We start from the raw sequence: 26,331 nt of genomic DNA, 5'->3' as shown, positions 1-26,331 counted from the left end.
CATTATGCCAAACAATATGGAAGGGCGCGGTTTGACAGATCGGGAGATTATGCAGCTTTGCCTTGAATTGGAAAAAGGTCGGGCGCGCAGTATTGCCAGCGTGCTCTTGGAGACAAGCCACAGCGAATTGCGAAAGATTTATCAGCGCTGCATGGACACCGTCCTTGACAACCAAAAGCAAATTTTCGACAATATGCGGCAGAGCGGCTATTATGTAGTGCCGCAGGCAACGCCTGAACAGATTGCCGAAATGCAAGGACTTCTGCAAAATAATTTGAATCCTGGCAGTCAAGTATAAATCCAGAACCAACATGCGCAGAAGATAAAAATAGGGTATAATAGAACAGAAAAAGAACCGTGTAGCATATCTATGCGGTTCTCTTTTTCTTCATACCCCCGCTCTCTAGCTCCTTTTTTTGTTTTCATGATTGTCACAGATTTAACACTTTCTCTTCAAAGAAATCCCACGGAAAATGTAAAAAATGGAGCGGATAAGGTTACAATGAAAGGAATAGAATGATTTTGGTAAAGGTGGTGTTGAACGGGTTGTATCCTAGAGGACCTTTGCGTTTAATGTATCGTTTGTACCGGCATATCTTTCCCGCCGTACGGGCGGAAGTGGAGCGCTGGCGCGAGCGGGCGGGGCAGATTCCGGACCCGGAGCTGCGCAAGCAGGCACTCGATAGCATCGAAAATAAACGGTTTCACTGCGAGGGTGGTTCCGTGTATGCTGCCGCGCATCTGGCATGGAAAGAACCGCTTATCCGTTTAATCGTCGCATATCAGACGATTAGCGATTATTTGGATAACTTATGCGACCGTTCCACATCGCTCGGTGCGAATAACTTTGCCCGTCTGCATCAAGCGATGTTGGACGCGGTATCGGGTCGCTTTTCGTCGGTTGATTATTATGAATTTAATAGGGAAAAAGATGACGGGGGATATTTGCGTGCGCTTGTCGCGGCCTGCCATGCGGAAATTGAACATCTGCCTAATTATGCTCTCGTACGGGATGATGTATATGAATTGGCTTCGTTGTATTGCAACTTGCAAGTTCACAAGCATGTGGTACAGGAAGAGCGGGAAGGGCGCTTGCTGAACTGGTGGCAGGAGCATCGAGGGAAAGCGCCGGACCTTAAATGGAACGAATTCGCGGCCGCAACCGGTTCAACTCTTGGGGTATTTCATCTTTTTCAAATTGCGTCCTATCCTGAAGTATCAGCCAGCCGTATCGCATTCATTAAAAAAGCGTATTTCCCTTGGGTATGTTCGTTGCACATTTTGCTAGATTATTTAATTGATTTAGAAGAAGATGAAATCGGTGGCGACTTGAATTTTATTGCATACTATCAAAACGAGCGAGAAATTTATGAACGGATTCACTATATCGTCGGAGAAGCGAAGAAGAACATTCAGGCGCTTCCAGACCGGAAGTTTCACAATATGATTGTCGATGGGCTTTTGGGGCTGTATTTATCGGACGGTAAAGTTCAGCGTCAGCCGATGGTGCGCCGTGTGGCCCGTTGGATTCTTCGCTCGTCTTCGCTTCCGACCCGTTTTTTCTTTTTGAACAGCCGGGGGTATCGTGGCGGTAAAGCTGTATTACAAGCCCCGCCGAGTGGTAAATGATAGGGTTTTCCTTCTGTGTAAAATGCGGTATGATGATTGTTGCGTGACGAATACATAGAAAAGGGAACGAGTGAGAGTATGATAGTGACCACACGGCATAAAGCAGGATCTGATGTGCGAACACAGGCGCGATCGCTTGCTGAAGCGTTCGGCGTCCGCTTTATTGAACGAAGAAACTTGTCCGTGAATCGGCTGCATGAACTGGATGATGAAGTGCTTGTCGTAACTGACAGCGGGCTTCGCGCCTATAGCGCAAAAGCGGATGCTCCCTTTTTTTTTCATCCTAGCATGGCTTTGCTTCGTATAAAAAGGATACTTGGCGGCGATACTGATGTAATGGTTCGGGCATGCGGGCTGCGAACTGGCGACACGTTTTTGGATTGTACGCTTGGCCTTGGCTCTGATTCGATCGTTGCGTCTTTTGTCACTGGTGATACGGGACGCGTGGTAGGTCTGGAATCGGAGCAAATTCTGGCCGCTGTGGTCGCCGACGGACTAAAACGCTATGAAAGTCCGCTGGTCGAAGCGGTGCAGGCGATGCGGCGCATTGAAGTTGTGTCGATTCATCATTTGACTTTTTTACGGCAATGTGAGAATAATAGTTTTGATATTGTTTATTTCGACCCGATGTTTTTTCAAGCGATCGCGGCCTCTGATAGCATAGCGCCGTTGCGCCCGTTCGCTAACTATGAACCGCTGACGGCAGAGGCGGTAGAAGAAGCAAAGCGTGTGGCCCGTCGACGCGTCGTGATGAAAAACCACCGGGACAGTGTTGATTTTAATCGGCTTGGTTTTGTGCGCCTGCCGAAAGCAGAACGCGCCTTTACATACGGAATTATCGAAGTCGGAGGCGAAGCGCAATGAGTGGAAGTACACAGCGTCTGCTTACGATAGTTGGACCGACTTCGGTAGGGAAAACAGCGCTTAGTCTGGAACTGGCCAAGCGGTTTGATGGCGAGATTATTTCCGGTGATTCGATGCAGTTTTATCGCGGGATGGACATTGGAACGGCCAAGGCGACAGAAGCGGAGCGAGAAGCTATACCGCATTATCTGATCGACATTTGCGACCCGGATGAGGAGTTTACCGTCGCTGATTTTCAACGCGCATGCGTGGCCCTTATCAAAGATATCAATGCGCGCAGGAAGCTTCCCATGCTGGTCGGTGGAACGGGTTTGTACGTTCAATCCGTTATTTATGATTATAAGTTTTCTGCGGCTGGAGAAGACGAAGCATATCGGGAAGAAATGAAGGAATTCGTCGCGAAATATGGCAAAGAGGCGCTACATGCCAAGCTTGCAGCGGTGGATCAAGAAACAGCGAACCGGTTGCACCCAAATGATGTTAAACGTGTGATTCGTGCGCTCGAAGTGCACCATGTGACTGGAATGCCTATGTCCGAATATCAGACGCGAAGCGAAGAGTCGCCGTACAATTTGCTGCTTATTGGGCTGACGATGGACAGGACACAGCTGTATGAACGCATCAACCGCCGCGTGGATGCAATGGTTGCGGAAGGGCTAGTGGAAGAAGTGGAAGGATTGCTGGCAAAAGGGTATAATGCTTCACTGCGTTCTATGCAGGCTCTCGGCTATAAGGAAATCATCGCCTATTTGGAAGGGCAGATGGCGAGAGAGGAAGCGATTGAACTGATAAAGAAGCGGACACGAAATTTTGCGAAGCGTCAGCTTACATGGTTTCGTGCTATGAAGGATATCATTTGGTTCGATGTCACCCCTATAAATGGACAGCCCCTCGCGTCTATATATGAGTCAATTTATGAGACTGTGGCAGGAAAGTTCGGTTAAGCGACGAAATATAATAAAAAAATTATAAAAATCATTGTTCAGAAACATCATGAAAAATCCAATCTTACGATTTGGGTGAGAATGGTGGCCTCCCTTTTTCAGAGTTACAAGGGGGGAATTGGCTTTTTGTTTTTTGGTTAACAGTCTCTCAAATCGAACTGGAAATTCGCAATTTCGAGGGGCTTAAACATACTATACGAGGAGGTATTATCATGGCAAATACCATCAACATTCAGGATACGTTTTTGAATCATCTGCGGAAGGAGAACGTGCCTGTCACCATTTATTTGGTGAATGGTTTCCAGCTTCGCGGACTTGTTAGAGCGTTTGATAATTTTACTGTCGTTATTGATACGGAAGGAAAACAGCAATTGGTATACAAGCATGCCATTTCTACCTTCTTACCACAACGGCCGGTTTCTTTGATGTCTGATAACGAGTAATATTCGTTTACGGCGCACTACCGGGCAGCGACATGCTGCCCGGCATTTTTTATTTGACTAAACTTATGAAAATGATTAAATTATTTATTGTGCTTAAACGAGCAGATGGCGTGCGCATAGAAAGTGTGCGTTTTGCCAGCATATGGTTTTACGGCAGAGAAGAGAGAAGATGCTCCCTCTTTTGTCTCGGAAAAAGAGGTTTTTTTGTAAAAGAGATTTTTTGTATGAGATCTAAAGGAACAAGCTTGCCGATTCGCCCGTAATGCGGCTGTTTGATTTCAATGTGGAAAAAGGGCGTGTGGGTGCAAGCGTGCGAGTTTTTCTTAATTAAAGGAGGGAATACGTTGATTTCAGTCCGCAATCTTGAAAAGATATATGGAAGTGGCGACAAAGCCGTCCATGCGATTAAAAACGCGAACTTTGAAATCAAAAAAGGCGAGATTTTCGGCGTTATCGGATTCAGCGGCGCCGGAAAAAGTTCATTAATCCGCTGCATCAATTTGCTGGAACGTCCTACATCGGGAGAAATTATCGTCAATGGCACGGATTTGACCAAGCTTTCTTCAAATGAGCTGCGCAAAGCGCGCCGCAAGATCGGGATGATTTTTCAGCACTTTAATTTGTTATCGTCCAGTACGGTATTTGACAACGTGGCCGCACCGCTTAAACTTAGCAAGGCGCCAAAGGACGTGATTCAAAAGAAAGTAACGGAATTGCTGGAAGTCGTCGGACTATCCAAACGGGCACACGCATATCCGTCACAATTGTCTGGCGGTCAGAAGCAGCGTGTAGCGATTGCCCGGGCGCTGGCGAATGATCCGGAGATTTTGCTGTGCGATGAGGCGACATCCGCGCTTGATCCGCAGACGACAGAATCGATTCTTGACTTGTTGCTGGATATTAACAAGAAGTATAATCTGACAATTATGCTTATTACCCATGAAATGCATGTCGTCAAGAAAATTTGCGATCGTGTGGCCGTGATGGAGGAAGGGAAGATCGTGGAGATGGGTTCGGTGCTTGACATTTTCTCACGCCCGCAAACTGCGACCACGAAAAATTTTATTCGCAATATTTTTGACGACGAACTGCCACCAGGCTTTCTTGAGCGCGTGCAGCATGCACCAGGAAGTCGCATCGTGCGCCTAACATTTATCGGGGAAAGCACGGAACAGCCGGTGCTTGCGGAATTGACAGAGAAGTTTCACCTGAAGCCGAATATCATGTTCGGACATATTACACAAATTAAAGATACGACGTTCGGCTACCTGGTCATTTCGCTGACCGGGGAAGCGAGCGTTTTGGATGAAGCGTTGCAATACGTGAAAGAACAAGGAATACATGCGGAGGTGATTCATCATGTTTAGTGGAGCGGATCCGCATTGGGATTTATATTTACCCGCGCTACAGGAAACGCTGTACATGGTCGGGCTATCAATTTTCATCGGTACGCTTATCGGGATTCCGCTGGGCGTGCTGCTTGTCATTACTCGCCCAGGTCATATTTTTGAACAACCGATCATTTTTCAAATAATTAATACGATAATCAATATTATTCGTTCGGTGCCGTTCATCATTCTGCTGTTCGCGCTCATTCCGCTGACCAAGCTGATCGTTGGCACATTTATCGGTGTAGAAGGCGCGATTGTACCGCTTGTCGTGTACGTGTCGCCGTATATTGCGCGTTTGATGGAATCGGCACTGTTGGAAGTGGATGCAGGATTGATTGAGGCGTTTCAGGCGATGGGCGCGACTCGACGTCAGATTATTTTCAATGTGATGTTGAAGGAAGCACGTCCGGCGATTGTGCTTTCGCTAACCATTGCGATCATCGGGTTGATCGATGCAACAGCGATGGCGGGAATCATCGGTGCTGGCGGCTTGGGGAATCTGGCGTATCGTTACGGCTTTCAGCGCTGGGAAACGCTTGTCATGATCATTACGGTTATTATTCTAATTGTGCTTGTACAATTGCTGCAAACGCTGGGGAACCGGATCGCGCGGACAATGCGCAAGGAGTAAGAGATGATTTGTATGGTAGTAAGAAATACAGCCGAGTAAAGCGGCCGAACGGATTCGCGACTTTCATCTTTCTGAATTGAACAGAGCCAAAAAATAAACGCCCAAGAGCGCATTTCCTGGGCGTTTATTTTTTAGCTTGCTTTCGCGTCGCTCCACTAATGATATTTGAAATGTAGTACTTTACTTTACCCAGCCATGCACGATCGGATAATGGAAAGGGCGCTCTTGCAGTGCGTACACGATGCCTTTGATCGGATAATAAATCCCAATAAGTGAAAAAATCAGCAGCAATACAAATCCGATCAGCACAATGACGAGCAGAGAAGAAATGAACAGTGCAATGATCATCAAAACGTGGAACAAAAGCGCTTCCATCGCTTTTTCTTTTATATACGGATGATCGGACAAAAAGTAAAACAATAACGGAATAAGTACCGGAGCGAAAAATGTGCTTCCGTGGATAATCACACAAGCTGGTTTAACATTCATGCATTTTAGCCTCCTTGCGTATTTATTTTATTAATACGGATAACAAAAGTGAATGTTTCAGATAAAGGGGAAAAAGTTTGGCTTCGAGAACAGAAGTTGGGCGTTTTCCCTTCTATATTTCTGGTGGTATGCATATATATATAAAGATGTGAATGTTAAATGTGGAGGGGTAGCCATGTATCTTGGTGTATTTGATATGGGGGAAAGGTTGGAACAAATGCGAAAGTTGTTGAAAGAAAAACGGCGGTTGAAGGAGTTGCTTGAGCAGGATATCCAGCAGATCGAACGGGATATCGACAAGCTTGAAAAGCAACTTGAGAGAGCTGAACGTAGCCTTTCCTTGAGATGAATGGGCGTTTGTCCCTCTTCCTTGCTTTTTGGCCGCTGCGTACGATATAGCAGAAGTATAGAAATGAAGGTGAAGGGATGACGAAAAAAGAGTTGGAACGCTTCGCAAGACAGAACCCGGATTTCGTCGCCTGGGCCAAATCGCAGCGGCAGAAAGTAAGAGCGCTGGCTCGGCAGCGCAATTATGAGCTTATTGTTCAAGAATGGGAAAAAAGCAAGCAGTCAGAATCGGCCCAGCGTAAGCTCATGGCACACCAAATTGCCCAATCCATGCGGGACGTGAAAAATTTTATACAGAATGTAGAGAGTGTCTTTACGAAAATCAAAACGCTGCATGGATATGCAAAAAACCTCAAAAGGTAACGCTTTTGAGGTTTTTTGTTAGCTTCTTACCAGGAGAAACGTGTGGGACGAAGGATAGGAAAGACCGGTAATCATCTTCGTTATTGAAATATATGGAGTCTTCCCTTATCATTGTATAAGGCACAGTTTTGTGACATTGTCTTTTCAAAAATGACAAGATTTTCTGTGAAAGGAAGCGATTCACTTAGACAGGGACTTTATCTTTTAAAACCGTTGTTCTGTTTCCCATTGATCTTCATCATGAAAGCCATAGGTAGTGCTGTTACTGCCTTTCGGTCAAGGTTATACATAAATTAGATGCTTGAACACTCTTCTTCGTGCAGTTACACCATCAGGCTTGGATTGACTCTCTCATGTTATGGTTACATCATTCCCATAGCGACAGAATTTGTTTTTATGCGATAACTGTTTTCTTGTAGCGATCGGATATATCAATTATAAAGGAACTTACGTTTGTTATATAGTGCGTTTTCCGTAATCTAAAGAATCGGGAAAGAGTTACCCCTGCAATTCCACAAGAGAATTTTCATGCAAAATGATTTTTATCTCTCAAAAGAGGGCGAAAGTCATAGTCATTTACAAAATTTTCGCTTGATTTTTTAGTATGATCGTTTAAAATGAACATGTGTTCATGGGTTTTGACAAAAAATATGGGGGTGAAACTACCTACTGTTTTTGCCCGTATATCTTTATTAAGTACATGCGTCTTCTAAGCACTATATACATTTACTTTATCGTTTTAACATTTGAACAGATCAGGTATGTTGCATGTTTTGTTTCAGCGCTTCTTGTAGAAGAGAGGGCTCGCGAATAGGTGATCGGTTTTTGTGAGTGTGTATATACATCTGATTTGATAGATTGGCATCCTTTTGTAGTTCAAGGGAAAAACTGTGGAGACGAAAGATGAAAGCCAAAATATCAAGAGGGATGTATATTGATGGACATGCATTGCATGACCTCGTGCAATGGGACATTTGCCTGTTCATCATTCAATCAAAAAGCTGATTTCTAGGCGAGAAGCCTCGCTTGAGAAGTGTAAGAAGACTTTATGTGTTAAAACGTTAGCGCAATGTTTATATAGCTTAAGAAATGCAAAAGGAGAGATAGGAGTGAAGATTGCGGACTTTTCCGTAAAAAGACCGGTCACTATTGCGATGCTTATCGTCGCCCTTGTGATATTTGGCGTGATTTCCTTACCAATGCTTAAAGTTGATTTATATCCTGAACTAAAGGTACCGGTTCTTGCGGTTGTAACAAGCGATGAAGGGGCAGCGCCGGCGGAAGTCGAGAAACTGGTGACTAAGCCAATAGAAGAGGCGGTTGGAACTGTTAGTAATGTAAAAAAGGTTGAATCACAGTCATCGAACGGTGCTTCGCTTGTGATTATCCAGTTTAACTGGGGAACGGATATGGATCAGGCAGCATTGGATGTCCGTGAAAAAATCGATTCTGTGCGTGGTGTGTTACCGAAAGATGCAGGTTCCCCACGTGTGCTGAAGATGGACCCGAACAGCGCGCCGATTATCACGTTGGCTATGTCTGGTCCTATGGATGTTGTTGAACTAAATAAAATTGCCGAAGATGTGATTAAGTCACGAATCGAGCGGGTCGAGGGTGTTGCTTCGCTTACAATAAGCGGTGCAAAAGAACGTGAGATCCAGGTTATACTTAATCCGGATATGATGGATGCATATGGTTTGACCATTGATCAGATCAATCAGGCACTTTCTGCCCGTAATTTATCCGGAACCGCTGGTAACGTAATCGAAGGTGACAAAGATATTAATCTCAAAGTCACCGGTGAATTTAACAGTCCTGAAGATATTGCGCAAACGCCTATTTATCTTCCACAGAGTGCAGGCGGAGGAGTCATTCAACTTGCTGACATTGCGACCGTCACAGATGGTTATAAGAAGGTTAGCCAAAAAAGTATGGTGAACGGGCAACCAAGCATTGGGCTTCAGGTAATGAAAGCAACGGGTGCGAATACGGTAAAGACTGCGGATCTTGTGCAGAAAGAACTGGATAAGATTCGGCCGCTTCTGCCGAAAGGGGTTAAAATTGAAACCATTCTTGATACTTCAGTCTTTATTAAAGACTCGATTAATACAGTAGCTGGCCACGGAATAGAGGGCAGTATCTTTGCCATTGTTATCTTGTTCCTATTTTTAAACAGCTTTCGTTCTACGCTTGTCATTGCCATTGTTATTCCGATATCTGTTATTGCAACGTTCTCACTTATGTACTTTACCGGGCAGACGATCAACCTTATTTCTCTTAGTGGTTTATTGCTTGGGCTCGGCTCGTTGGTGGACTTTGCGGTAGTTGTCATTGAGAGTGTTTACCGCAAGCGTCAACAGGGGCTTAAGCCTGATTTGGCTGCCATTATTGGTACAAAAGAAGTCGGTACGGCGGTTATGGCGTCTGCGCTGGCGCAAATTTGCGTATTTCTTCCGATTGTATTTGTTGAGGGACTGCCAAAGATGCTATTTGGTCCCTTAGCCTTAACGGTGGTATTCTCGCACATCGCCGCGCTATTCGCAGCCATTACGCTTGTGCCGATGATGTCGTCGAAATTATTGACCGAGATGCCAAAGGAGCCGGAAGATTACATACATTCATCAAGCAAATCGCCGATGGTGTTATTCCAGAAAGGATTTTATCGGCTGAGCCAGGCTTATGGAAGATTGATTCGTTGGGCATTAGGGCATCGGAAAACGGTTATTTTTGGGACGATTGTCGCTCTTGTTGTTTCGATAGGTATCTTTGTGACACCGCTTGTCGGAAAGGAATTTTTGCCTTCTTTTGATGAAGGAAGCTTGACGGTTAATGTAAAATTGCCGCCTGGCTCCCGCTTGGAAGAGACGGAAAATATTTTGAAGAAGATCGAAAAAATTGCTGCAAGTGTGCCGGAGAAGCAGTTGATTTATACTTCTGTCGGTTCAGGAGGTCCGGCTTCTGCATCGTCTTCATCCAATACCGGTTCGGTTGAGCTTAAGCTTGTGCCGAAAGAGCAAAGAACAAGATCAACCGATGAGGTTATTGAAGAAATACGCGATCGTGTGAAAGGCATTCCCGGCGCCGATATTACTGTACAAGCGACCGATCCGGGTGGCGGCGGCGGAACAGGAAGTCCGATCGATATCGCGGTGAGCGGGGATGATCTGGATACATTAAGAGATTTAAGCGACACGGTTGTTGAGTTGGTGAAGGGGATAGAAGGGACGCGAAATGTTGTTTCCTCCCTTGACAGCGTAAATGATGAAATTCAGATAAAAGTGGATAGCAATATTGCTTCCCAGTACGGGATTACAACCGGGCAAGTGCTCTCGGCCGTTCGCACGGCTTTTGACGGTGAGGTAGCTACGAAATACCGTACCGGCGATGATGAAATTGATGTACGTGTTCAGTTTCCGTCTCATTTCAGGGATGAAATGAATCATATTGATAGCCTTATGCTTTCCACACCTTCCGGGGCGCGGGTTTCCGTCGGACAAGTTGCCACGATTACAAAGGAAAGTGTGCCGCAGAAGATTACGCGTTCCAATCAAACGCGCCAAGTGAAGGTCACTGGCGATATTGCAGGCCGTGATTTAGGTTCTGTTATCAAGGATATCAACGCGAAACTAAAAGACTTGAAGCTCCCGGAAGGATATCATGTTACAACCGGAGGGCAGGCGGAAGATATGGCCGATGCGTTTAGCAGCTTAAGCCTGGCGATTCTGCTGTCCATTGTCCTTGTGTACATGGTAATGGCCAGCCAGTTTGAATCATTATTCTATCCGTTTGTGATTATGTTTTCGATTCCGCCTACTTTTATCGGAGTAGTAGTTGGTCTTCTTGTAACAGGTGAGAATCTTGGTGTTATGGCCTTGATGGGCTATATCTTGCTGATCGGGATTGTGGTAAACAACGCGATCGTTCTCATTGACTATGTCAATACGTTGCGTAAAGAAGGAATGCAACGGGATGAGGCGATCCTTGTAGCTGGCCCGGTTCGCTTGCGCCCGATTGTCATGACGACCCTTGCGACTGTGTTAGCGATTCTTCCGCTGGCGTTTGGTAGTGGGGAAGGGGCTGAAGGCTATGCGCCACTCGCGATTGTTGTCACATTTGGTCTTACATTCTCCACATTGGTTACACTCGTTCTGATTCCGGTTGTGTATACCTTGTTTGATGATATGATTCAAAAGCGGAAGCGTCGTAGAAGGGAACGCCGGGAAAAGAGAAGACAGCGGAGAGAGAAAGGAACAGGAGGAGAAGCGTTCAATGCGTAAGATAGTGTTAGGAATGACCATGGCCAGCCTGGTAGTAAGTAGTGTCCTTGTGGCGGGCTGTGGGGCAGGTGGGAGCCAAGAAGCCGCTGCCCCTGTTCAGGCGAAGGTAGTTCCGGTCGAAGTGGTGTCTGCTGTAATGGGTTCATTGGATAAAGGCCGGGAATTGACCGGCACAAGCCAACCGTCGCAACAGGTCAATATTGTGCCAAAAGTAAGCGCGAAAGTCGTATCCATTCCGGTAAAAGTAGGGCAAAAGGTAAAGGCGGGCGATATCTTGTTCCGGCTTGATGACACAGACCTACGTTATTCGGTTGAGCAAGAGCAGCAGAGCGTGGCACTTTCCCGCGCATCACTCGCTCAAATGGAAGCGCAGACGAGAAACGGGATTGATTCAGCACAAAATGGAGTGAATCAGGCCAATAGTAGCCTCTCACAGGCGAATAGTGCGTATGAACAGGCCAAAAACAGCATCGTCAACGCGCAAAATGGTCTCCAGCAGGCGGATGTTGAGATCGCTCGCGCCCAGCAAGGATATAATGACGCGAAGACGAATGCGGATCGCATGCAAATGCTGTTTAGTCAGGGTGCTGTGACAAAACAAGAATTAGAGAAGGCACAAACACAGTTGAAAAATGCAGAAATCGCCCTACAGGAAGCGCAGATTGCTAAAAAGAAGGCAAGCGTCGCGTTAAAGAATGCGGAAGAGAGCAAGCGCAGCGCGGAAGAATCCCGCAAAAACGCGCTTGCATCCTTGCAGACTGCACAGAAACAAGTAAAAAACGCGAAGGGCGGAGAGAATATAGAAGTGGCCCGTCAGCAGTTGAGGCAAGCGGAAGTAAATTTGCAAATCGCCCGTGATAAACTAGCAAATGCAGTGGTAACCGCTCCGATTTCAGGTACGATTGGTGCGATTAACGGAGAAGTGGGCGATTTTGCATCCCCCCAAAACCCGTTTATCGTATTGGCAAATCTGGATCCGATGAAAGTGGTAATCAACGTACCGGAAAATCTGATTAGTCTTTTCGCTGTGAACCAGACGGTTGATATCGAAATTCCGTCGCTTAAGCTGAATAAGAACGGAAAGGTAACGACCATCAGTCCGCTTAACCAGCAATCTAAAGGTTATCCAGTGACGGTTGAAGTACCGAATCCGGATGGCAAAATTAAGGGCGGCATGGTAATTCAGGTGAATGTAGCTTCGCCAAATGCGAAGAAAGGTATCGTGATTCCAACGAATGCGATTTTAAGAGAAGACAACAAACCGTATGTGTATATTGCACAGGGGGACAAGCCTGTGCGCAAACCGATTACCGTTGTTGAACAGAACAGCGAGCGCGCTCTTGTTACTGGCATAAACGCGGGTGAAAAAGTGATTGTGAAAGGACAGACATTGATTAGCGATGATGTAAAAATCTCGGTCAAATAATCGTTTAGAAATTCGTTCTCCTGTCCATCCTGTGAAAGAGAACCCTTCATAGGAGGATAAGAGATGAACAAAACGATAATGTGCGGTTTGATGATTGCGCTGGCTTTTATGTTTGCTGGTTGTCAGGGGCAAATGCCCAAAGCGTTGCCTGAACAGCCGGAAGAAAGCCGGGAAGTTCTCGCGCAATCCCCTTCGCTTGCGGTGTCGCATTCTATTGAAGGCAATACCGTGTATTTGACGTTTTTGACACGTAATTTTATGTACGTGCCGGAGGGAGCAACTGAACTGCGCTATGGTGAGGGGCATGTGCATGTGCGGGTCGACGGCAAGTTGAGCCGGGTGTATGCAAATAACTTTAAAGTCGGCAACCTCACTCCAGGAGCGCATACATTTGAAGTTGAACTGGTGCGGAACAACGGAAATCCGTATCCAAATACAAAAATCACATTTACAATTACTATTAAGCAATCTCAAACTTCTTAAGAGAAAGGATGCATCTTCCTTTCTCTTTTTTAAAGAAGAGATAAGCACAAAAGATCACATTATAGACAGGATAAAGGCTGTCTCAAAGGTTGATTGATTGTAAATGGTAATAAAAAGGGGTGTCCCAAAAGTGATGGGACACCCCTTTTTTCTTCATATTTATCCTTTAAACATTTGCACGAACATCTTGCCGTACGGACCACCATCGACAATACCGATACCGACTTCCGTAAAGGACGGGTTCAAAATATTTTTGCGGTGTCCCGGAGAATTCATCAGGGACGTATGCGCGCCCTGTACGGAAGAATTCCCTGCAATATTTTCACCCGCGGTGCGGTATGTCACACCGAAACGGTTCATCATGTCAAACGGGGAACCATATGTCGGGGATTGATGGCTGAAATAGTTGTTCTCGATCATATCTTTTGCTTTCAGGCGGGCCAGCTTTTGCAGTTCCATGTTAATTTTTAGCGGGGTAATGCCCTGTTTTGCGCGTTCCTGATTAACAAGGTCAAGCATCTGTTTTTCATCTGCTGTCAATCCTTGGGTTGTAGTATTGGTCACAGGTGCTTGAGCTTGAGCGGGAGCCGTATTTTGTGCAGGTTTCGTTATCGTTTGTGTTGGTTGTTTGGCCGGCTCTTGGACTTGTTGTGCTGGTGCGGCAGGTTTTGTTTGCTGATATTGCTTGAAATACTGGTTAATCAACTGCTGTAAGTCTGTTTGGGTCGCATTATAATTTTGCGGGAATATTTTTACAATTTTTGGCGCAGGGCATGTGTTTGCCGCCTCTGTAACAGGCAGGTTAAATCCAAGCAAAGATGTACATAATACGGATGCTGCAATAATCTTTTTCATGTCATCACTCCTATTAATAAAAAGTTTAGAAATGCCGCAGCCTTTTATATCGTAACATATAATTCCGATAAAAGTTGTTGGTAATGTTTTCATCTAGAGGAAATAGAAAAAAACTTTTGTCGAAATCCTAATTTGTTAATCCGACACATACAGTAATATAAACAGCAAAAACGAAAACCGTCTCGCCCAAACGAAGCTGCCGCGTACCACACAATCGGGCGAACACATAAAAGAACGAGCGCTGAAGCGATTCGGGGTGAGAGAATGAAGGCGACGGGTCAGACTACGACAGGCAACCAGATTAAAGTAGTGTTTCAAAACGATATTTCCAGGCCACCAAGCCGCGAACAAATTATTAGTTCGCGTATGGAGAAATCGCTGGAGCGGGAATCCGGGGCGTTAAAAGAGCTGGAAAACCTCGTTGGATTGGATGATGTGAAGAAGCTTGTTTATGAAATTTACGCATTTTTAACGATACGCAAACTGCGGGAAGAGCAGGGGCTTTATAATGCACCGCATATGTTTCATATGGTATTTCGTGGAAACCCGGGAACAGGTAAAACGACAGTGGCCCGGATTTTGGGAAAGCTGTTCAAAGATATAGGCATTCTGGAAAAAGGTCATCTGGTGGAAGTGGAACGGGCTGATTTGGTTGGAGAATATATCGGACATACCGCGTCCAAGACGCGCGATATTATTAAGAAAGCGCTGGGAGGCGTTTTATTTATTGATGAGGCGTATTCGCTGGTACGGGGCGGAGAAAAAGACTTCGGAAAAGAATGCATTGATACATTGATTAAAAGTTTGGAAGATGACCGCAAGCAGTTAATTGTCATTCTCGCAGGATATAACGAAGAAATGGACGCATTTCTCGCGTCCAATCCCGGCCTGCCATCCCGTTTTCCGATTAAGCTTGATTTTCCAGACTATACGATTCAACAATTGCTGGAAATCGCGGATGCAATGTGCAAAGAGCAGGCGTATTATTTATCGTCCGAGGCGCGTTATCTTGTCCGCAAACAGTTAATGCGCGAGCAGGAAAATGAGAAAGAACACTTTAGCAATGCCCGCTGCGTACGCAACATGATTGAAAAGGCGATTCGCCAGCAGGCCATCCGAATCGTCACTGGACATGCGGAACATCAGGTGAATCGGGATATTTTAATGGAACTTAGAGCGGAAGATTTTGAAAAAGAATAAGCAAAAAGAAAGGCTGCCGCCTGCATTTGGCGCCAGCCTATTTTTCTTATGATTTTGAAATGATAACAATCCCTGTCATGCCGGCACGTAATTCATGGCTTGCATTATTCAGTATGATTTTAACTGTAAATTTATCTGTACCGGGGTCGGCTTTGGGACTGATCATACTCACTTTACCTTTCATCGTCTTTCCGATTGCCTCCACATTTACGTTCACTTCATTCCCTATTTTCATGTATTTTAAATCTTTTTCCGGTACGCTTACTACCAGATACACGCGATCCAGATTGACAATCGTCATAAGTGGTGCTGAAGGATTGGCCATTTCTCCGGCATTGGCGTTTTTAGTAGCTACAAATCCTTTAATCGGACTTTTGATGACTCCATTCTGTAAGTTGTACTCATGAAGTTGGACGAGCGCTCGCGCTTTGGCAACACTTGCAGCGTTTTGTTCGATTGCTTCTTTCGTAGGCCCATTTTTCGCTTTATCAAGCATAGCTTTCGTCTGGTCTACGTTGGCTTTAAGCGCGTTCAGCGTTTCTTCCGTTGGCCCTTCGAGCGCTAGCGACAGTTCGTTTTTGGCATTGAAATATTTCGTCTCAGCTTGTCGGAGTGCTATCTCCGCATCATCTAACGATTGCTTCGATGTCGCACCTTGCTCATATAGAGCCTTTACACGATCATATTTCACTTTTGCTAGATCATACGCTTGTTTTGCTTCATTGAGCGTAGCGTTTAGTTTTGCTATTTCCTGTGGACGTTTTCCTTTTTTTACATCTAAATATTTTTGATACGCTTGTTGATACGCAGCCTCTGAGGAGCGGATATCTTCTTCACGGGTTCCGCGTTTTATTTCGTTATATTTCGCTTCAGCAAGCGCCAAATCTGCCTTGGCACTCGCTAATTGTGCCTGCAAATCTGTCGTTTCAAGCGTTACGAGTACATCGCCCACATTTACCTGCTCCCCGACATCTTTTTGCACACTTGCAATTCGGCCAGGTGTTTTGGCGAAAATATTTGTTTCCACAACTCCTGTCATTTTCCCGGAATATGTCATGACGTCCCTTTGATTTGTCGCATTGCTTGCACTCGCTTGGCTGCCTGTTAAAGCGAGGTTCGCAGGCTTCGCTTTACTGCATCCGGCAAGTCCAACACTCATTATTATGCTAATGATTAAAAATGTACGCTTATTCATGCGTTTTCCCACCTATTATTTTGATTTGAAATTACATTTCCGCAATGGTATTCGTTTTTTCATTTTTAGCCATACCTTGTTTTCCCTTAAGCAATAGAGTCATAGGAATGGCCGATATTATGAAGAATGTAGTCACAAGAATGGCATCATCCAGTGCGTGAATGGTCGCATATTTTTTTACCAAACCTGTAAGCGAGTTTATTGCGGAAGCGTACGCTGCCTCATTTCCCATACCTTGTGCTATATACATCTGTTGCAAGCTATTAAGAAAAGAACTGCTTGTCGCATTGTCACCGGTTATTGTTTCGGCATAATGAACCGCATGGCGGACACCTTGTGTTTGAAATACGGATGTTAATATCGCAACGCCAATGGAGGTAGCAACCTGGCGCGTTGTATTCATGAGAGCGGAAGCATCGCCGGATTGTGATTTATCCAGACCTTGCAGCGGAACTTGCATGGAAACCATCATGCATAATCCGAGTCCGATTCCCCGCAGCATAAGCAAAAATTGAATATGCTCATACGCTGTATTGTCATCCAGCCTGATTAAATAATATCCGTTCACTGAAATGATTAGGAGGCCGGCAAGAATAAGCCATTTCCCGTTGATTATTCGCATGAGAATGGCGGATGTAACAAACGTTACCACCATTTGTACCAGTACTTGCGGAAGCATCATCATCCCTGTTTTCATCGCGGTAAGGCCGAGCAATGATTCCGCGTAAATCGGCAGCAAAAAAACGACGCCAAACATTCCGACCATGATCAAGCTGTTCACGATTACACCGTATGTAAAATCAGGGATTGTAAAAAGCCGTATGTTTATTAGCGGGTGCCTAGCCGTTAGCTGACGATAAATAAACAGTGAGAGGCAGATAATCGAAATCATGATTAAAGATACGATATAAAAAGAAGTCCATCCTTTTTCTTCCCCTTTTGCTACGGCAAGCAATAAGCTGGTTAACATAACGGTTGAATAAATAAAACCAGGAAAATCAAACACCTTATCTTTTTTTATTTCTGTTTCTTGTAAGAAGGTCCACGCCATTAAAATGCCAATTAATCCAATTGGAACATTGATAGTAAAAATAATGCGCCAGTCAAGATACTCGACAATATACCCGCTGAGTGTCGGCCCAACCGCCGGTGCTACCATCGCTGAGATGCCGAATATCCCCATGGCTGCCCCCATTTTTTCCTCTGGAACGGTATGGAAGATAAGAGCTTGTCCGACCGGCATAATCAACCCACCGCCGAGCGCCTGAATAATACGTGCGACAATCATGCTGTTATTGCTCCAGGCTAAGCCGCAAAATAATGAGCCCACGGTAAATAAAATAAATGAAATGAGATACATCCGTTTCATGCCGAACCGATCGCATAAATACCCGGTCAGCGGAATGACGGCAGCCATAGCCATTGTATATGCGGTTAGTACCCATTGAATTTCACTTGTTGACACCCCGAATACGTTCATCATCTTAGGAAGAGCAACATTAACGATACTCGTATCGAGAATTGACATAAAGATTCCAACAATAAGTGCGAATACCCCGGGCCAATAAGAAATTTGCATTGCAAGCACATCCTATTTCACATGAATTTTTACAACCGCATTTAATCCTGGCTTAAAATCATAAGGGCCTTCCGTAAAGGCAATTTTCACTGGAATACGTTGTGTGACCTTCGTGAAATTGCCGCCCGCATTCATAGGGGGTAAAAGCGAGAAGGTAGATTGGGTCGCTTCTTCAATTTGCTGCACCTTGCCGTGGAAAGTCGTTCCCGGATACATATCAATCGTAATATCCACCGGCTGGCCTACTTTAACGGCAGCTGCTTTCGTCTCTTCTATGTTCGCCTTTACATACAAATCTTTCTTTGAAACAACCATCGCGATCGTGGCGCCGGCCCCAACGATTTCTCCCTGTTTGGCTGTTTTTTGGATGATAACGCCTGAAATGGGCGAACGAATAAAAGCATCATCAACCGGGATATTGTTCGCTTGCTCTTGCTCCATTATGATTTCATTTTTCTTAACATGACTGCCTTCTTTCACATGGACGCTTGTAATTTTTCCGGTCATTTTTGGGGCAATTTTATAAATGTCACCGGTTATGATCGCATCGTCTGTTTTTACATAATAATAATCTTCATATATGTAATAACCTGTTACACTTAGTGCGGCTGCAATAATGCCGCCGATAAAAATGCGGGCTACTTTCTTTTTATCCATATTCCCCACCCTTTTTTATAAAAATCTTTCTTTTTAGAAATAAGAATATTGAGTGATTTTATTATAAATAATGTCTACTTTTAATTTATTTTTATTTTTATATAAAGCAAGTGCATACTTTCACCCCCTTTAAAAAAATCTAGGGTTTCAGACCCCTAGAAAAAATTTGAACACAATGTTTTATAAATTCATCATGAGATAAGTTGGTTACGTTTTCACCAAATTGGGCGCGTGAGAGAAAAAATCCGAAGTTTACCCACATAAAATTCATGGCTTGGGCCTCTGGATTTGTATTGATTATTTTTCCTTTTTCCTGCATTTTACTAAAGTAATTAATGATCAAGACTTTGAGTTGACGCGGTATGTTAGCTATTTCTTCGATAAGCCCAGGCCATGAATTTGCTTCTTTCAGCCCGATCATGATGACATCCTGATTCTTATTTAAGTGTTCTTGATATGCTTTGCATATTTCATATAAGTCTTTTTCCAGATCCCATTCAACATTTTGAAAAATCTTTAACATGCTTGATTCATACGAGAATTTTTCAACCGCTGCTTTCGCAAGCCCTTCTTTATTACCGAAATGACGAAACAGCGTTACTTCATTGACTCCCGCTTCTTTTGCTATTTTGCGGGTCGTCATCGCTTTGATTCCTTCTTTTCGCATTAGTTTAATCGTAGCTAGTAAAATTTTTTCCCGGGTATCATTACGGTTAGAATCCATTTCTATCTCTTCCTATCTATGCAAGTGTTTACTTGCAAAAATTATATGCTGTTTCGTATTTATTGTCAAGAAAACATAGGATTGTATTAGAGTGACTCTTTTGATGTTTTAACGCTCGTTTTGCGGTAAGAGGCTCAAATGAAGGAATAAAACTAAAATAAGAAATTTTGATAAAATCAACATTCAAAATTGGAAAGTTTAGTATACTTTAAGAAAAAGGAGGGAGTGCTAATGAATACACCTCGGCGTCTGGAGGCGAATGTGGACGGCGATTTTTATGTGAATACCGCCTGTATTAATTGTGATACATGTCGTCAGTTGGCGCCTGACACGTTCTCGGAAATAGGAGATTACTCGGCTGTAACCCGCCAGCCCGTGAATCAGGAGGAAAAACAGCGAGCGTTTTACGCATTGCTTTCCTGCCCGACGGGCGCCATCGGAAGTAAGGATGTACGTGGGCTAGGGGAGGCAAGACAGTTATTTCCGTTGCCTTTGACGAACGGAATTTATTATTGCGGGTTTACGTCCCGTAAATCGTTTGGCGGTAGCAGCTATTTTTTGGTTCATCCCGATGGTAACTGGCTCATTGATTCGCCTAGATATTTTCCTTTTCTTGTAAGAAAGCTTGAGAAGATGGGTGGAATTCGTTATATTTTTTTGACACACCGAGACGATGTGGCTGATGCAGACAAATATGCGAACCATTTTTCCGCGGAACGGATTATTCATCGCTTGGAACAAAGCGCCCAGCCGGATGCAGAACATATCATTGATGGGATGGAATCAGTTGAATGGGGAAAGGACTTCCGTATCATTCCTGTTCCGGGTCATACGAGGGGACATATGGTACTCTTATACAGAAACGAATTCTTATTTACCGGCGATCATTTGGCGTGGGATCGGGAAGCCGGCAAGCTGGACGCGCACAAAGATTATTGCTGGTATTCGTGGAGCGCACAATGCGACTCGATGAAACGTCTGCTTACAGAGCGGTTTGAATGGATACTCCCAGGGCATGGCGCTCGGGTGCATTTGCGCTTTGAAAATATGCGTAAGGCAATGGAAACATTAGTCTGGGAAATGGACAAATAAAGTCTGAGGGGCCAGTGCGTTTGGAACATTTGGGAAGCGGTTTGCACAAACCGCTTCTTTTATGGGGGAAGCAAATTCAACGTTTTTGTTTGAGAGTCGCCAAAACAATGCAATAAGGTAGAGCCGTCAGCTTTCTCCTGTCAGGCGTTTCCGTGGATCGGTGTCGGCCCCTTTCAGGCGCTTTTGCAATGTTTTTTTCCAGCTGGCAGAAAGTTCATCAATTTCCAAAAGTTTTCGAATGGCTTCTTTGTTTTTTTTATCATGATGCATGATTTGGTTGGCGAATGCGACAGTAATGCCGGCCGGATGGCGTTCGAGAAGCTGTATTGTGCTCGCGGGATTTACCCATCCTTTTTGAAGAACACGAAAATAGAAGCCAGTAAAGCCGGTTTGTTGAACTTTCAGCGGCAGGTCTACTATATTGTATCTTTTCGCTAGCTTATAACAGGGTTGTCGCGGCTGACTGATTTGGACGACGGCTTCTCCCAATTGAAAAATATCACCGATGTGTACCTTTTCTTCTGTCATTCCCTTAACCGTCAGATTTTCCCCGAATGCGGCAAACTCAAGCATTTGTCCCAACTGTGTTTCCCAATACGGATAGTGTTCATAAGGGTAAACACAGACCGCTTTATCAACGCCGCCGTGGTGTACTAAATCAGCTTGTCCGTCCCCTGTAAAATTCAGAGTAGACAAAAATACCTCAGTTGTGACCGGTTTCTTGTAAATTCCCGTCGTAATTTCCATCCCGTCACAGAAAACATTTTTTGGTTTTCCTACATTGATCGAAAGAATTTCAAATGGCATACTTCTCGATCTCCTTACGATGGAATTCAAGCGCTGGAATACTGGAATATATAATAGAAATCACTGCTTTCCATTATTTACTTAACTATAAAACATTATGTATCTGTTGTCCATTGCCAATTCTTGCGGTTCTAATCGGCGAGGCGAAGGAGGCGGTACCGTTTTCTTTATGCTGTAATTCTGTGATGTTCTGGTTCATTATCGTCGTGGGGTCTTTTTTGTTGATGTATGGCTATGGTCTAGACGCAGCGCTTGATTTTATCGCGCATTTCTATTTTAGTCAGATTGTAAATTTTTCGTGGATGAAAACGAGGCGGAAGGTGCAAGGATATGATCCGTATACCGATCCCAGCTCCCCAGTAGAATAATCGCGAGCAGCGCTGTCTGCGGTGAAATCAGCGGATGATCCAGCACGCCGGTTAATAGAAGCACCGGTAAAACGAAGAAAAACAATTCGCTTTTTGCATCATGCTGCCTCGATAAAAAGAATGCTTGGACTACTTTGTGCAAGGATGTAATGATAAGCAGCAGAAAGGAGGTACCCCCTATAATTCCGTATTCACAAAAAAAACCAAGAACTATATTATGTGCATGCGCAATTCCTGTTTTTTCAAACACAGCATACGCTTCTTTAAATCCAAGAGGCGTTACTCCGAACAAAGGGGAGTTGTTCCACACTTGGATGCTGTTTTTCCAGATGACTTGTCTTGTTTCAAAAGACTGGACGATACTCTCAAAACGTGGAATGATAGCAGAAAATGATCCAGTATATACTAGGTATGCGCTGGTGATAGCCATAAGCAATCCCCCAGCCTGCCAGCAAAGTTTCCAGACAAGTAAAAAAAATAGCAACATCGTGATGGCTACTCCTACCCGAGAACCTGTTTGGTTAATTGCAAGAGTGATAGGAAAAAGAAGAATTATATATAAAAGGACAGGTTTTATCCAATTTTTCCGCGCTTTGATCGTTTGCAATATGCCAGATATTAGGCATGCCAGTGCCAAAAGAAGAAGAAAAGAAGCAAAGTTAGGGTTATAGGCGCTGCCGAACAAGCGATGTTTCTCTTCTAAGCCAAGCGGCATAAGGCCGGTGAGCATGCCAAGCCACCAGCTTCCTCCGTATACATATCCTTTTTGCAATTGAAGTTGTCCAATGGTAGCGATGTAGAGTCCACCGAGTACGGTTATCCGGCTAAAGTTTTTTAGCTTTCGCGCAGTATCTCCTTCTTTTACATATAAGTATAGCCCGAAATATCCTAGCACCATTGCGGGTATGAAAAAATATAGGCCTTCTCTAAGATGGAGACAGGCTCCAAGCGAAGAAAAAAATAAAGTTAAAAAAAAGAAGGAAGTTGGATGCAGAGCTTCTATTGTTTGCTTATGCAGCAGCTTGTTGCATATATGATAAAGTCCTATCCCGATCATCCATACCATGCCCAAAGGAGGGAGCAAAAAAAGGAGAATCATTCCCCATTCCAGCGTTTCGTTCTTTGTTTGGTTCATCATTACAATATCTCCTTAAGTATGTATATAAAGTCGCTTTATTGTATGAATCAATGCCGTTCTTTATTTTCGTTGCTTTCATTGTTGTCGTTTTTTTTACGATCTAAACGTATAAACGTAGAGAGGTTGTGGGTATAAAAGAAAAAATGAACGTCAAAAAATAAATACTAGAGAGGAGGTAAAGTATGGAAGGCATTCATGGCTGGACGGCGAGAGTTTCTTGGGACACGGCGTCCGGGCAAAGGATGATATCCGAGCAGAGTAATTTTTGTCCAATGCCCGTACTTAAGGCTGAACATATAACGTTTTGCACAGCACAGGCGCGGCAAAAGAAACGAAAGAAGTTGCTTGACGATATTACTTTTACCGTATATCCAGGAGAGCTGGTTGCTGTTTTAGGTGGAAGCGGAGCGGGAAAAAGCACACTTCTTCACGCGCTATCCGGAATTGTTCCGGCCACGGAAGGAATGGTATGGATAAAAGGCCGGAATTTTTATGAGGAGTATGAAGCATTTCGCTCTTGTATTGGATATGTGCCACAGCATGATATCGTGCATTTGGATTTAACGGTAGAAGAGTCGCTGTTGTATGCCGCGCGCTTGCGATTTCATAAAGATATACCGCTCTTTGTTATGGAACAGCGGGTAGAGGAAGTACTGGCTGACTTAAAGATGACAAAACACCGGGCCATGCTTGTTAGGAATTTAAGCGGTGGTCAGCGGAAGAGGGTTAGCATTGGCGTTGAGCTTATGACCAACCCGTCTCTCTTGCTTCTTGATGAAATTACATCCGGGCTTGATCCGGGGTTGGAAAAGAATATCATGGAAGTCCTGTGTGAGCTTAAAATGAAAGGAACTACAATTATTATGGCTACCCATACTACGTACAACATACATTTGTACGATAAAATCGTTTTTCTCACGCAGGAAGGCGGGTTAGCTTTTGTCGGTTCACCGTCTGAAGCGCTTACGTATTTTTCCGTTGATTCGTTTGTAGACATTTATCAAAAGATGGAACGAGAAAATCCCCCGAATGGGTGGGCAGCCGCTTATAAACAATTTGTCTTTTTTGAAAAAGATGGACATATTCATAAAAACAACCAGTTATTTGCAGCAAAGAGCGAAAGGGACAGGCGAGCCGTAAATGTTAAAGCGCAGGACAGGAGGGTCAAGAGGGTCTCATCGTTTATCCAACAGTGGAGAGTACTTACGGAACGCTATGTCCGACTGCTTACACGCGATCGCAGACATCTTATGATTTTGTTGTTGCAGGCTGTGTTTATTCCCTGCCTGCTTGTCATCGCTTTTTATCATAGCGCTCCTACGTTCCGTTATAGTGAATACCGGACGCAGGAACTGAAAATTACCCAACAAATCGTTCGTTTGGGAAAGGTTGATGAGATACAGCGGAAAATACAGGAGGAAAAAAATCGGCGCAGCTTCATGTCGAATGCAGTTGCCTTGATGGTGTTTACCGCAATCTGGTTAGGCACTTCAAATGCCGCGCGTGAAATTGTCAAGGAGCAGGATATATATCGCCGGGAGCGATACGTTAGTGTGCTCGTCATACCGTATCTGCTTTCTAAAATCACCGTTCTTTCTATTATTTGTGCGGTACAAACATTTTTGCTTGTGTCGATTGTTACATATGGACTTGCCCTGCCGGAATTCTGGCTTAACTTTTTGGCTTTTTTTCTTTTGTCACTGGCGGGTGTAATGATGGGACTTGTTGTATCTGCCTGTGTGTCTACCTCGGATAAGGCGGTTAGCTTTGTTCCCATTTTGCTTGTTCCCCAAATTATTTTATCTGGCGCCCTCGTACCGCTTGTTCATATTAAACCGGACTATATAAAGGGCGTATTCTATTTGGCTGTTAGCAAATGGGGGTATGAATTGGTGGGTGGAACCATTACTAATATCAACAGTCGTAGTTCGCTTCCTGAGCCACTCCCGGCGCTTTCCGGAAATTTTACATTGAATTGGCTGATTATTATCATGTTTATTTTCGTTTTATATGGCATGGCTTGGATAGCGCTATTAAAAAAGGACAGATACACTTATTAGTATCGCGGAGGAATTTCTCTTGAAAAAGAAAGTGCTTATTTTATCCGAAGCAGTAGGAACAGGTCATACGAAAGCGGCGGAAGCACTGGTGCAGGGGATTTCATTACTGGACCCTTCCGTGCATACGCAGGTGTTGGAACTTGGGCAGGAGCTTCATCCTTTTGCTGCGAAGCTAGTGTACCAATTTTATTTGAAAATGATCACCCGGTACCCCTCTGTGTGGCGCAAAGTATACAACTATAAACAGAATCAGCCGATTTCTGGATGGAAACAATCGTTTATCTATCAAGTGCTTCATCGTACGATTAAAGACGTTTTTGCCCGCGTTAATCCGGATCTGATTATTTGCACCCATCCTTTCAGCAGTTCTTCGGTATCCCGTTTGAAGCGTTTAGGATATCCATTGCCTCTGTGCACGATTATTACGGATTTTTATGCGCATGGGGTGTGGGTGCAGCCTGAAGTCGATCTTTATCTTGTATCTAGTGATGAAGTGTACCGCCAACTTATTGGTATGGGCATATCTAAAGAGAAAGTGATGATTACCGGGCTCCCTATTACATCAGATTTTCGTATGAAGCGTAATAAGCAGGAGGTACGGCACACGCTCGGCATAAAGGACATGCCAACGGTTATGATTATGGGCGGAGGATTGGGGCTCGGGGGGATTGAACACCTGGCCCATATTCTTTTGAAATGGCGAGAATCCCTGCAGCTCGTTATTTGTACAGGCTATAATGATAGCCTGAAGCAGGCGCTGTATAAAGATAAAAATTTTCATCATCCGAATATTCATATCCTTGGGTTCGTTGAAAGTATCAGCCAGTGGATGGATGCCGCGGATGGGCTGATTACGAAGGCCGGCGGAATCACCTGTTTTGAAGCGCTGGCAAAGAAGCTTCCCATGTTTATTTATCAGCCGCTTCCCGGGCATGAGGAAAATAACTGTGAATTTCTGACGAAACATAAGCTGGCAGTGCGGATTGATGCGGAACAGGAAGTGGATGAGTGGGTGCATAAGCTATTAAAATGTCCACAGGATATTGCCTTTTTGGAACAGCATATGGAGCTGTTTTGGCAAACGATCGATCCGCTGGCAACGGCAAGGTCAGTGCTGGATCTTCTTAACATCAATATGGTAGGGTCCGCTCGTAATTGTCCTGACACCTATCTTACTATTAAACAGATATAGCTTTCTTTTACGCTTTTTATGCAATAGCTGTAGAGCGGCCACTTTTTCTTTCTATATAGATCTGAATTGATGTCTTAACTAGAAAAATTTTACCATACTGATTCCTATAAAAATTTCAAAGGAGTCGGAATGTATGGGAAAACTTGTCGTAACACAAGCACATGGTTTTACACCGG

General features: G+C 44.3%; 24 protein-coding genes. 16 read left to right on the top strand and 8 right to left on the bottom strand.

Annotated elements, in window-relative coordinates:
- Positions 1 to 4: 4 nt before the first annotated feature.
- The 7 genes from BLR88_RS10325 (at position 5) to BLR88_RS10290 (ending at position 5,902) form a co-directional block, all read left to right on the top strand.
- Complete coding sequence (locus BLR88_RS10325; protein ID WP_057898569.1) at positions 5 to 298, top strand: spore coat protein; 294 nt, start codon at positions 5 to 7, stop codon at positions 296 to 298.
- Between the two features lie 218 nt (positions 299 to 516).
- A complete protein-coding gene (locus tag BLR88_RS10320; RefSeq protein ID WP_246615627.1) occupies positions 517 to 1,629 on the top strand; it encodes a tetraprenyl-beta-curcumene synthase family protein in 1,113 nt (370 codons plus the stop codon).
- A gap of 114 nt (positions 1,630 to 1,743) precedes the next feature.
- Positions 1,744 to 2,493 carry a class I SAM-dependent methyltransferase gene (locus BLR88_RS10315; RefSeq protein ID WP_162265013.1) on the top strand — a complete coding sequence of 250 codons (750 nt, stop codon included), beginning with the start codon at positions 1,744 to 1,746 and terminating at the stop codon, positions 2,491 to 2,493.
- Positions 2,490 to 3,437 (top strand): tRNA (adenosine(37)-N6)-dimethylallyltransferase MiaA, encoded by a 948-nt coding sequence (miaA, locus tag BLR88_RS10310; protein WP_057898572.1) that lies wholly within the window; start codon positions 2,490 to 2,492, stop codon positions 3,435 to 3,437. Before BLR88_RS10315 ends, miaA begins: the two co-directional genes overlap by 4 nt.
- Positions 3,438 to 3,649: 212 nt before the next feature.
- Positions 3,650 to 3,880, top strand: a complete 231-nt coding sequence (gene hfq / locus BLR88_RS10305) for an RNA chaperone Hfq (RefSeq protein WP_057898573.1) — start codon at positions 3,650 to 3,652, stop codon at positions 3,878 to 3,880.
- A gap of 344 nt (positions 3,881 to 4,224) precedes the next feature.
- Entirely contained in the window at positions 4,225 to 5,247 is a 1,023-nt protein-coding gene (locus BLR88_RS10295; protein WP_057898575.1) for a methionine ABC transporter ATP-binding protein, read from the top strand.
- On the top strand, positions 5,240 to 5,902 hold the full coding sequence (locus BLR88_RS10290) for a methionine ABC transporter permease (RefSeq protein ID WP_057898576.1): 663 nt from the start codon (positions 5,240 to 5,242) through the stop codon (positions 5,900 to 5,902). The genes BLR88_RS10295 and BLR88_RS10290 overlap by 8 nt, the downstream gene beginning before the upstream one ends.
- Positions 5,903 to 6,082: 180 nt before the next feature.
- Here the strand turns inward: BLR88_RS10290 and BLR88_RS10285 are convergent, their stop codons facing one another.
- Complete coding sequence (locus BLR88_RS10285; RefSeq protein ID WP_057898577.1) at positions 6,083 to 6,391, bottom strand: DUF4870 domain-containing protein; 309 nt, start codon at positions 6,389 to 6,391, stop codon at positions 6,083 to 6,085.
- 175 nt (positions 6,392 to 6,566) lie between these two features.
- Here BLR88_RS10285 and BLR88_RS19540 point away from each other — a divergent pair, with 175 nt between their 5' ends.
- From BLR88_RS19540 to BLR88_RS10265, 5 genes are all read left to right on the top strand, one after another.
- Positions 6,567 to 6,740, top strand: a complete 174-nt coding sequence (locus BLR88_RS19540) for a hypothetical protein (RefSeq protein ID WP_175493599.1) — start codon at positions 6,567 to 6,569, stop codon at positions 6,738 to 6,740.
- 77 nt (positions 6,741 to 6,817) lie between these two features.
- Positions 6,818 to 7,102: a hypothetical protein gene (locus BLR88_RS10280; protein WP_057898578.1), complete on the top strand. Its 285-nt coding sequence runs from the start codon at positions 6,818 to 6,820 to the stop codon at positions 7,100 to 7,102.
- A gap of 1,109 nt (positions 7,103 to 8,211) precedes the next feature.
- A complete protein-coding gene (locus tag BLR88_RS10275) occupies positions 8,212 to 11,379 on the top strand; it encodes an efflux RND transporter permease subunit (RefSeq protein ID WP_091260601.1) in 3,168 nt (1,055 codons plus the stop codon).
- Positions 11,372 to 12,805 carry an efflux RND transporter periplasmic adaptor subunit gene (locus BLR88_RS10270; protein WP_091260599.1) on the top strand — a complete coding sequence of 478 codons (1,434 nt, stop codon included), beginning with the start codon at positions 11,372 to 11,374 and terminating at the stop codon, positions 12,803 to 12,805. The genes BLR88_RS10275 and BLR88_RS10270 overlap by 8 nt, the downstream gene beginning before the upstream one ends.
- A 63-nt stretch (positions 12,806 to 12,868) precedes the next feature.
- On the top strand, positions 12,869 to 13,288 hold the full coding sequence (locus BLR88_RS10265; RefSeq protein ID WP_057898581.1) for a hypothetical protein: 420 nt from the start codon (positions 12,869 to 12,871) through the stop codon (positions 13,286 to 13,288).
- Positions 13,289 to 13,447: 159 nt separating this feature from the next.
- On the opposite strand, the gene BLR88_RS10260 is transcribed toward BLR88_RS10265, so the two are convergent.
- Entirely contained in the window at positions 13,448 to 14,143 is a 696-nt protein-coding gene (locus BLR88_RS10260) for a CAP domain-containing protein (protein WP_091260598.1), read from the bottom strand.
- Positions 14,144 to 14,407: 264 nt separating this feature from the next.
- On the opposite strand from BLR88_RS10260, the gene BLR88_RS10255 reads away from it, so the two are divergent.
- Complete coding sequence (locus BLR88_RS10255; protein ID WP_057898583.1) at positions 14,408 to 15,343, top strand: AAA family ATPase; 936 nt, start codon at positions 14,408 to 14,410, stop codon at positions 15,341 to 15,343.
- Between the two features lie 46 nt (positions 15,344 to 15,389).
- Here BLR88_RS10255 and BLR88_RS10250 read toward each other — a convergent pair whose 3' ends face one another.
- The 4 genes from BLR88_RS10250 to BLR88_RS10235 all read right to left on the bottom strand — a co-directional run bounded on the left by BLR88_RS10250 (position 15,390) and on the right by BLR88_RS10235 (position 19,498).
- Entirely contained in the window at positions 15,390 to 16,538 is a 1,149-nt protein-coding gene (locus tag BLR88_RS10250) for an HlyD family secretion protein (RefSeq protein ID WP_091260596.1), read from the bottom strand.
- 31 nt (positions 16,539 to 16,569) lie between these two features.
- Positions 16,570 to 18,117: a DHA2 family efflux MFS transporter permease subunit gene (locus BLR88_RS10245; protein WP_091260595.1), complete on the bottom strand. Its 1,548-nt coding sequence runs from the start codon at positions 18,115 to 18,117 to the stop codon at positions 16,570 to 16,572.
- Positions 18,118 to 18,129: 12 nt separating this feature from the next.
- Entirely contained in the window at positions 18,130 to 18,774 is a 645-nt protein-coding gene (locus tag BLR88_RS10240; protein WP_057898586.1) for an HlyD family secretion protein, read from the bottom strand.
- Positions 18,775 to 18,913: 139 nt separating this feature from the next.
- Positions 18,914 to 19,498, bottom strand: a complete 585-nt coding sequence (locus BLR88_RS10235; RefSeq protein WP_057898587.1) for a TetR/AcrR family transcriptional regulator — start codon at positions 19,496 to 19,498, stop codon at positions 18,914 to 18,916.
- A gap of 231 nt (positions 19,499 to 19,729) precedes the next feature.
- Here BLR88_RS10235 and BLR88_RS10230 point away from each other — a divergent pair, with 231 nt between their 5' ends.
- Entirely contained in the window at positions 19,730 to 20,590 is an 861-nt protein-coding gene (locus BLR88_RS10230) for an MBL fold metallo-hydrolase (protein WP_091260594.1), read from the top strand.
- Positions 20,591 to 20,716: 126 nt separating this feature from the next.
- Here BLR88_RS10230 and BLR88_RS10225 read toward each other — a convergent pair whose 3' ends face one another.
- Together BLR88_RS10225 and BLR88_RS10220 are read right to left on the bottom strand one after the other, a co-directional pair.
- Positions 20,717 to 21,397, bottom strand: a complete 681-nt coding sequence (locus tag BLR88_RS10225; RefSeq protein WP_057898589.1) for an MOSC domain-containing protein — start codon at positions 21,395 to 21,397, stop codon at positions 20,717 to 20,719.
- Positions 21,398 to 21,673: 276 nt separating this feature from the next.
- Positions 21,674 to 22,903: an O-antigen ligase family protein gene (locus BLR88_RS10220; RefSeq protein WP_091260593.1), complete on the bottom strand. Its 1,230-nt coding sequence runs from the start codon at positions 22,901 to 22,903 to the stop codon at positions 21,674 to 21,676.
- Positions 22,904 to 23,085: 182 nt separating this feature from the next.
- On the opposite strand from BLR88_RS10220, the gene BLR88_RS10215 reads away from it, so the two are divergent.
- A complete protein-coding gene (locus tag BLR88_RS10215; protein WP_091260592.1) occupies positions 23,086 to 24,963 on the top strand; it encodes an ATP-binding cassette domain-containing protein in 1,878 nt (625 codons plus the stop codon).
- A gap of 19 nt (positions 24,964 to 24,982) precedes the next feature.
- Positions 24,983 to 26,155, top strand: coding sequence for an MGDG synthase family glycosyltransferase (locus BLR88_RS10210; protein ID WP_091260591.1), 1,173 nt, complete (start codon positions 24,983 to 24,985; stop codon positions 26,153 to 26,155).
- Positions 26,156 to 26,331 lie beyond the last annotated feature (176 nt).

This window comes from Aneurinibacillus thermoaerophilus, assembly GCF_900099925.1.
Taxonomy (GTDB): Bacteria; Bacillota; Bacilli; order Aneurinibacillales; family Aneurinibacillaceae; genus Aneurinibacillus; species Aneurinibacillus thermoaerophilus.
This window is presented reverse-complemented; position numbering and strand designations above follow the sequence as displayed.

Bases quoted from the DNA above. Each gene is read 5' to 3' on its own strand.
- BLR88_RS10325 (WP_057898569.1), top strand. From the start codon at position 5: ATGCCAAACAATATGGAAGGGCGCGGTTTGACAGATCGGGAGATTATG.
- BLR88_RS10320 (WP_246615627.1), top strand. From the start codon at position 517: ATGATTTTGGTAAAGGTGGTGTTGAACGGGTTGTATCCTAGAGGACCT.
- miaA (WP_057898572.1), top strand. From the start codon at position 2,490: ATGAGTGGAAGTACACAGCGTCTGCTTACGATAGTTGGACCGACTTCG.
- hfq (WP_057898573.1), top strand. From the start codon at position 3,650: ATGGCAAATACCATCAACATTCAGGATACGTTTTTGAATCATCTGCGG.
- BLR88_RS10290 (WP_057898576.1), top strand. From the start codon at position 5,240: ATGTTTAGTGGAGCGGATCCGCATTGGGATTTATATTTACCCGCGCTA.
- BLR88_RS10285 (WP_057898577.1), bottom strand. From the start codon at position 6,391: ATGAATGTTAAACCAGCTTGTGTGATTATCCACGGAAGCACATTTTTC.
- BLR88_RS19540 (WP_175493599.1), top strand. From the start codon at position 6,567: ATGTATCTTGGTGTATTTGATATGGGGGAAAGGTTGGAACAAATGCGA.
- BLR88_RS10280 (WP_057898578.1), top strand. From the start codon at position 6,818: ATGACGAAAAAAGAGTTGGAACGCTTCGCAAGACAGAACCCGGATTTC.
- BLR88_RS10270 (WP_091260599.1), top strand. From the start codon at position 11,372: ATGCGTAAGATAGTGTTAGGAATGACCATGGCCAGCCTGGTAGTAAGT.
- BLR88_RS10265 (WP_057898581.1), top strand. From the start codon at position 12,869: ATGAACAAAACGATAATGTGCGGTTTGATGATTGCGCTGGCTTTTATG.
- BLR88_RS10260 (WP_091260598.1), bottom strand. From the start codon at position 14,143: ATGAAAAAGATTATTGCAGCATCCGTATTATGTACATCTTTGCTTGGA.
- BLR88_RS10255 (WP_057898583.1), top strand. From the start codon at position 14,408: ATGAAGGCGACGGGTCAGACTACGACAGGCAACCAGATTAAAGTAGTG.
- BLR88_RS10250 (WP_091260596.1), bottom strand. From the start codon at position 16,538: ATGAATAAGCGTACATTTTTAATCATTAGCATAATAATGAGTGTTGGA.
- BLR88_RS10245 (WP_091260595.1), bottom strand. From the start codon at position 18,117: ATGCAAATTTCTTATTGGCCCGGGGTATTCGCACTTATTGTTGGAATC.
- BLR88_RS10240 (WP_057898586.1), bottom strand. From the start codon at position 18,774: ATGGATAAAAAGAAAGTAGCCCGCATTTTTATCGGCGGCATTATTGCA.
- BLR88_RS10235 (WP_057898587.1), bottom strand. From the start codon at position 19,498: ATGGATTCTAACCGTAATGATACCCGGGAAAAAATTTTACTAGCTACG.
- BLR88_RS10230 (WP_091260594.1), top strand. From the start codon at position 19,730: ATGAATACACCTCGGCGTCTGGAGGCGAATGTGGACGGCGATTTTTAT.
- BLR88_RS10225 (WP_057898589.1), bottom strand. From the start codon at position 21,397: ATGCCATTTGAAATTCTTTCGATCAATGTAGGAAAACCAAAAAATGTT.
- BLR88_RS10220 (WP_091260593.1), bottom strand. From the start codon at position 22,903: ATGATGAACCAAACAAAGAACGAAACGCTGGAATGGGGAATGATTCTC.
- BLR88_RS10215 (WP_091260592.1), top strand. From the start codon at position 23,086: ATGGAAGGCATTCATGGCTGGACGGCGAGAGTTTCTTGGGACACGGCG.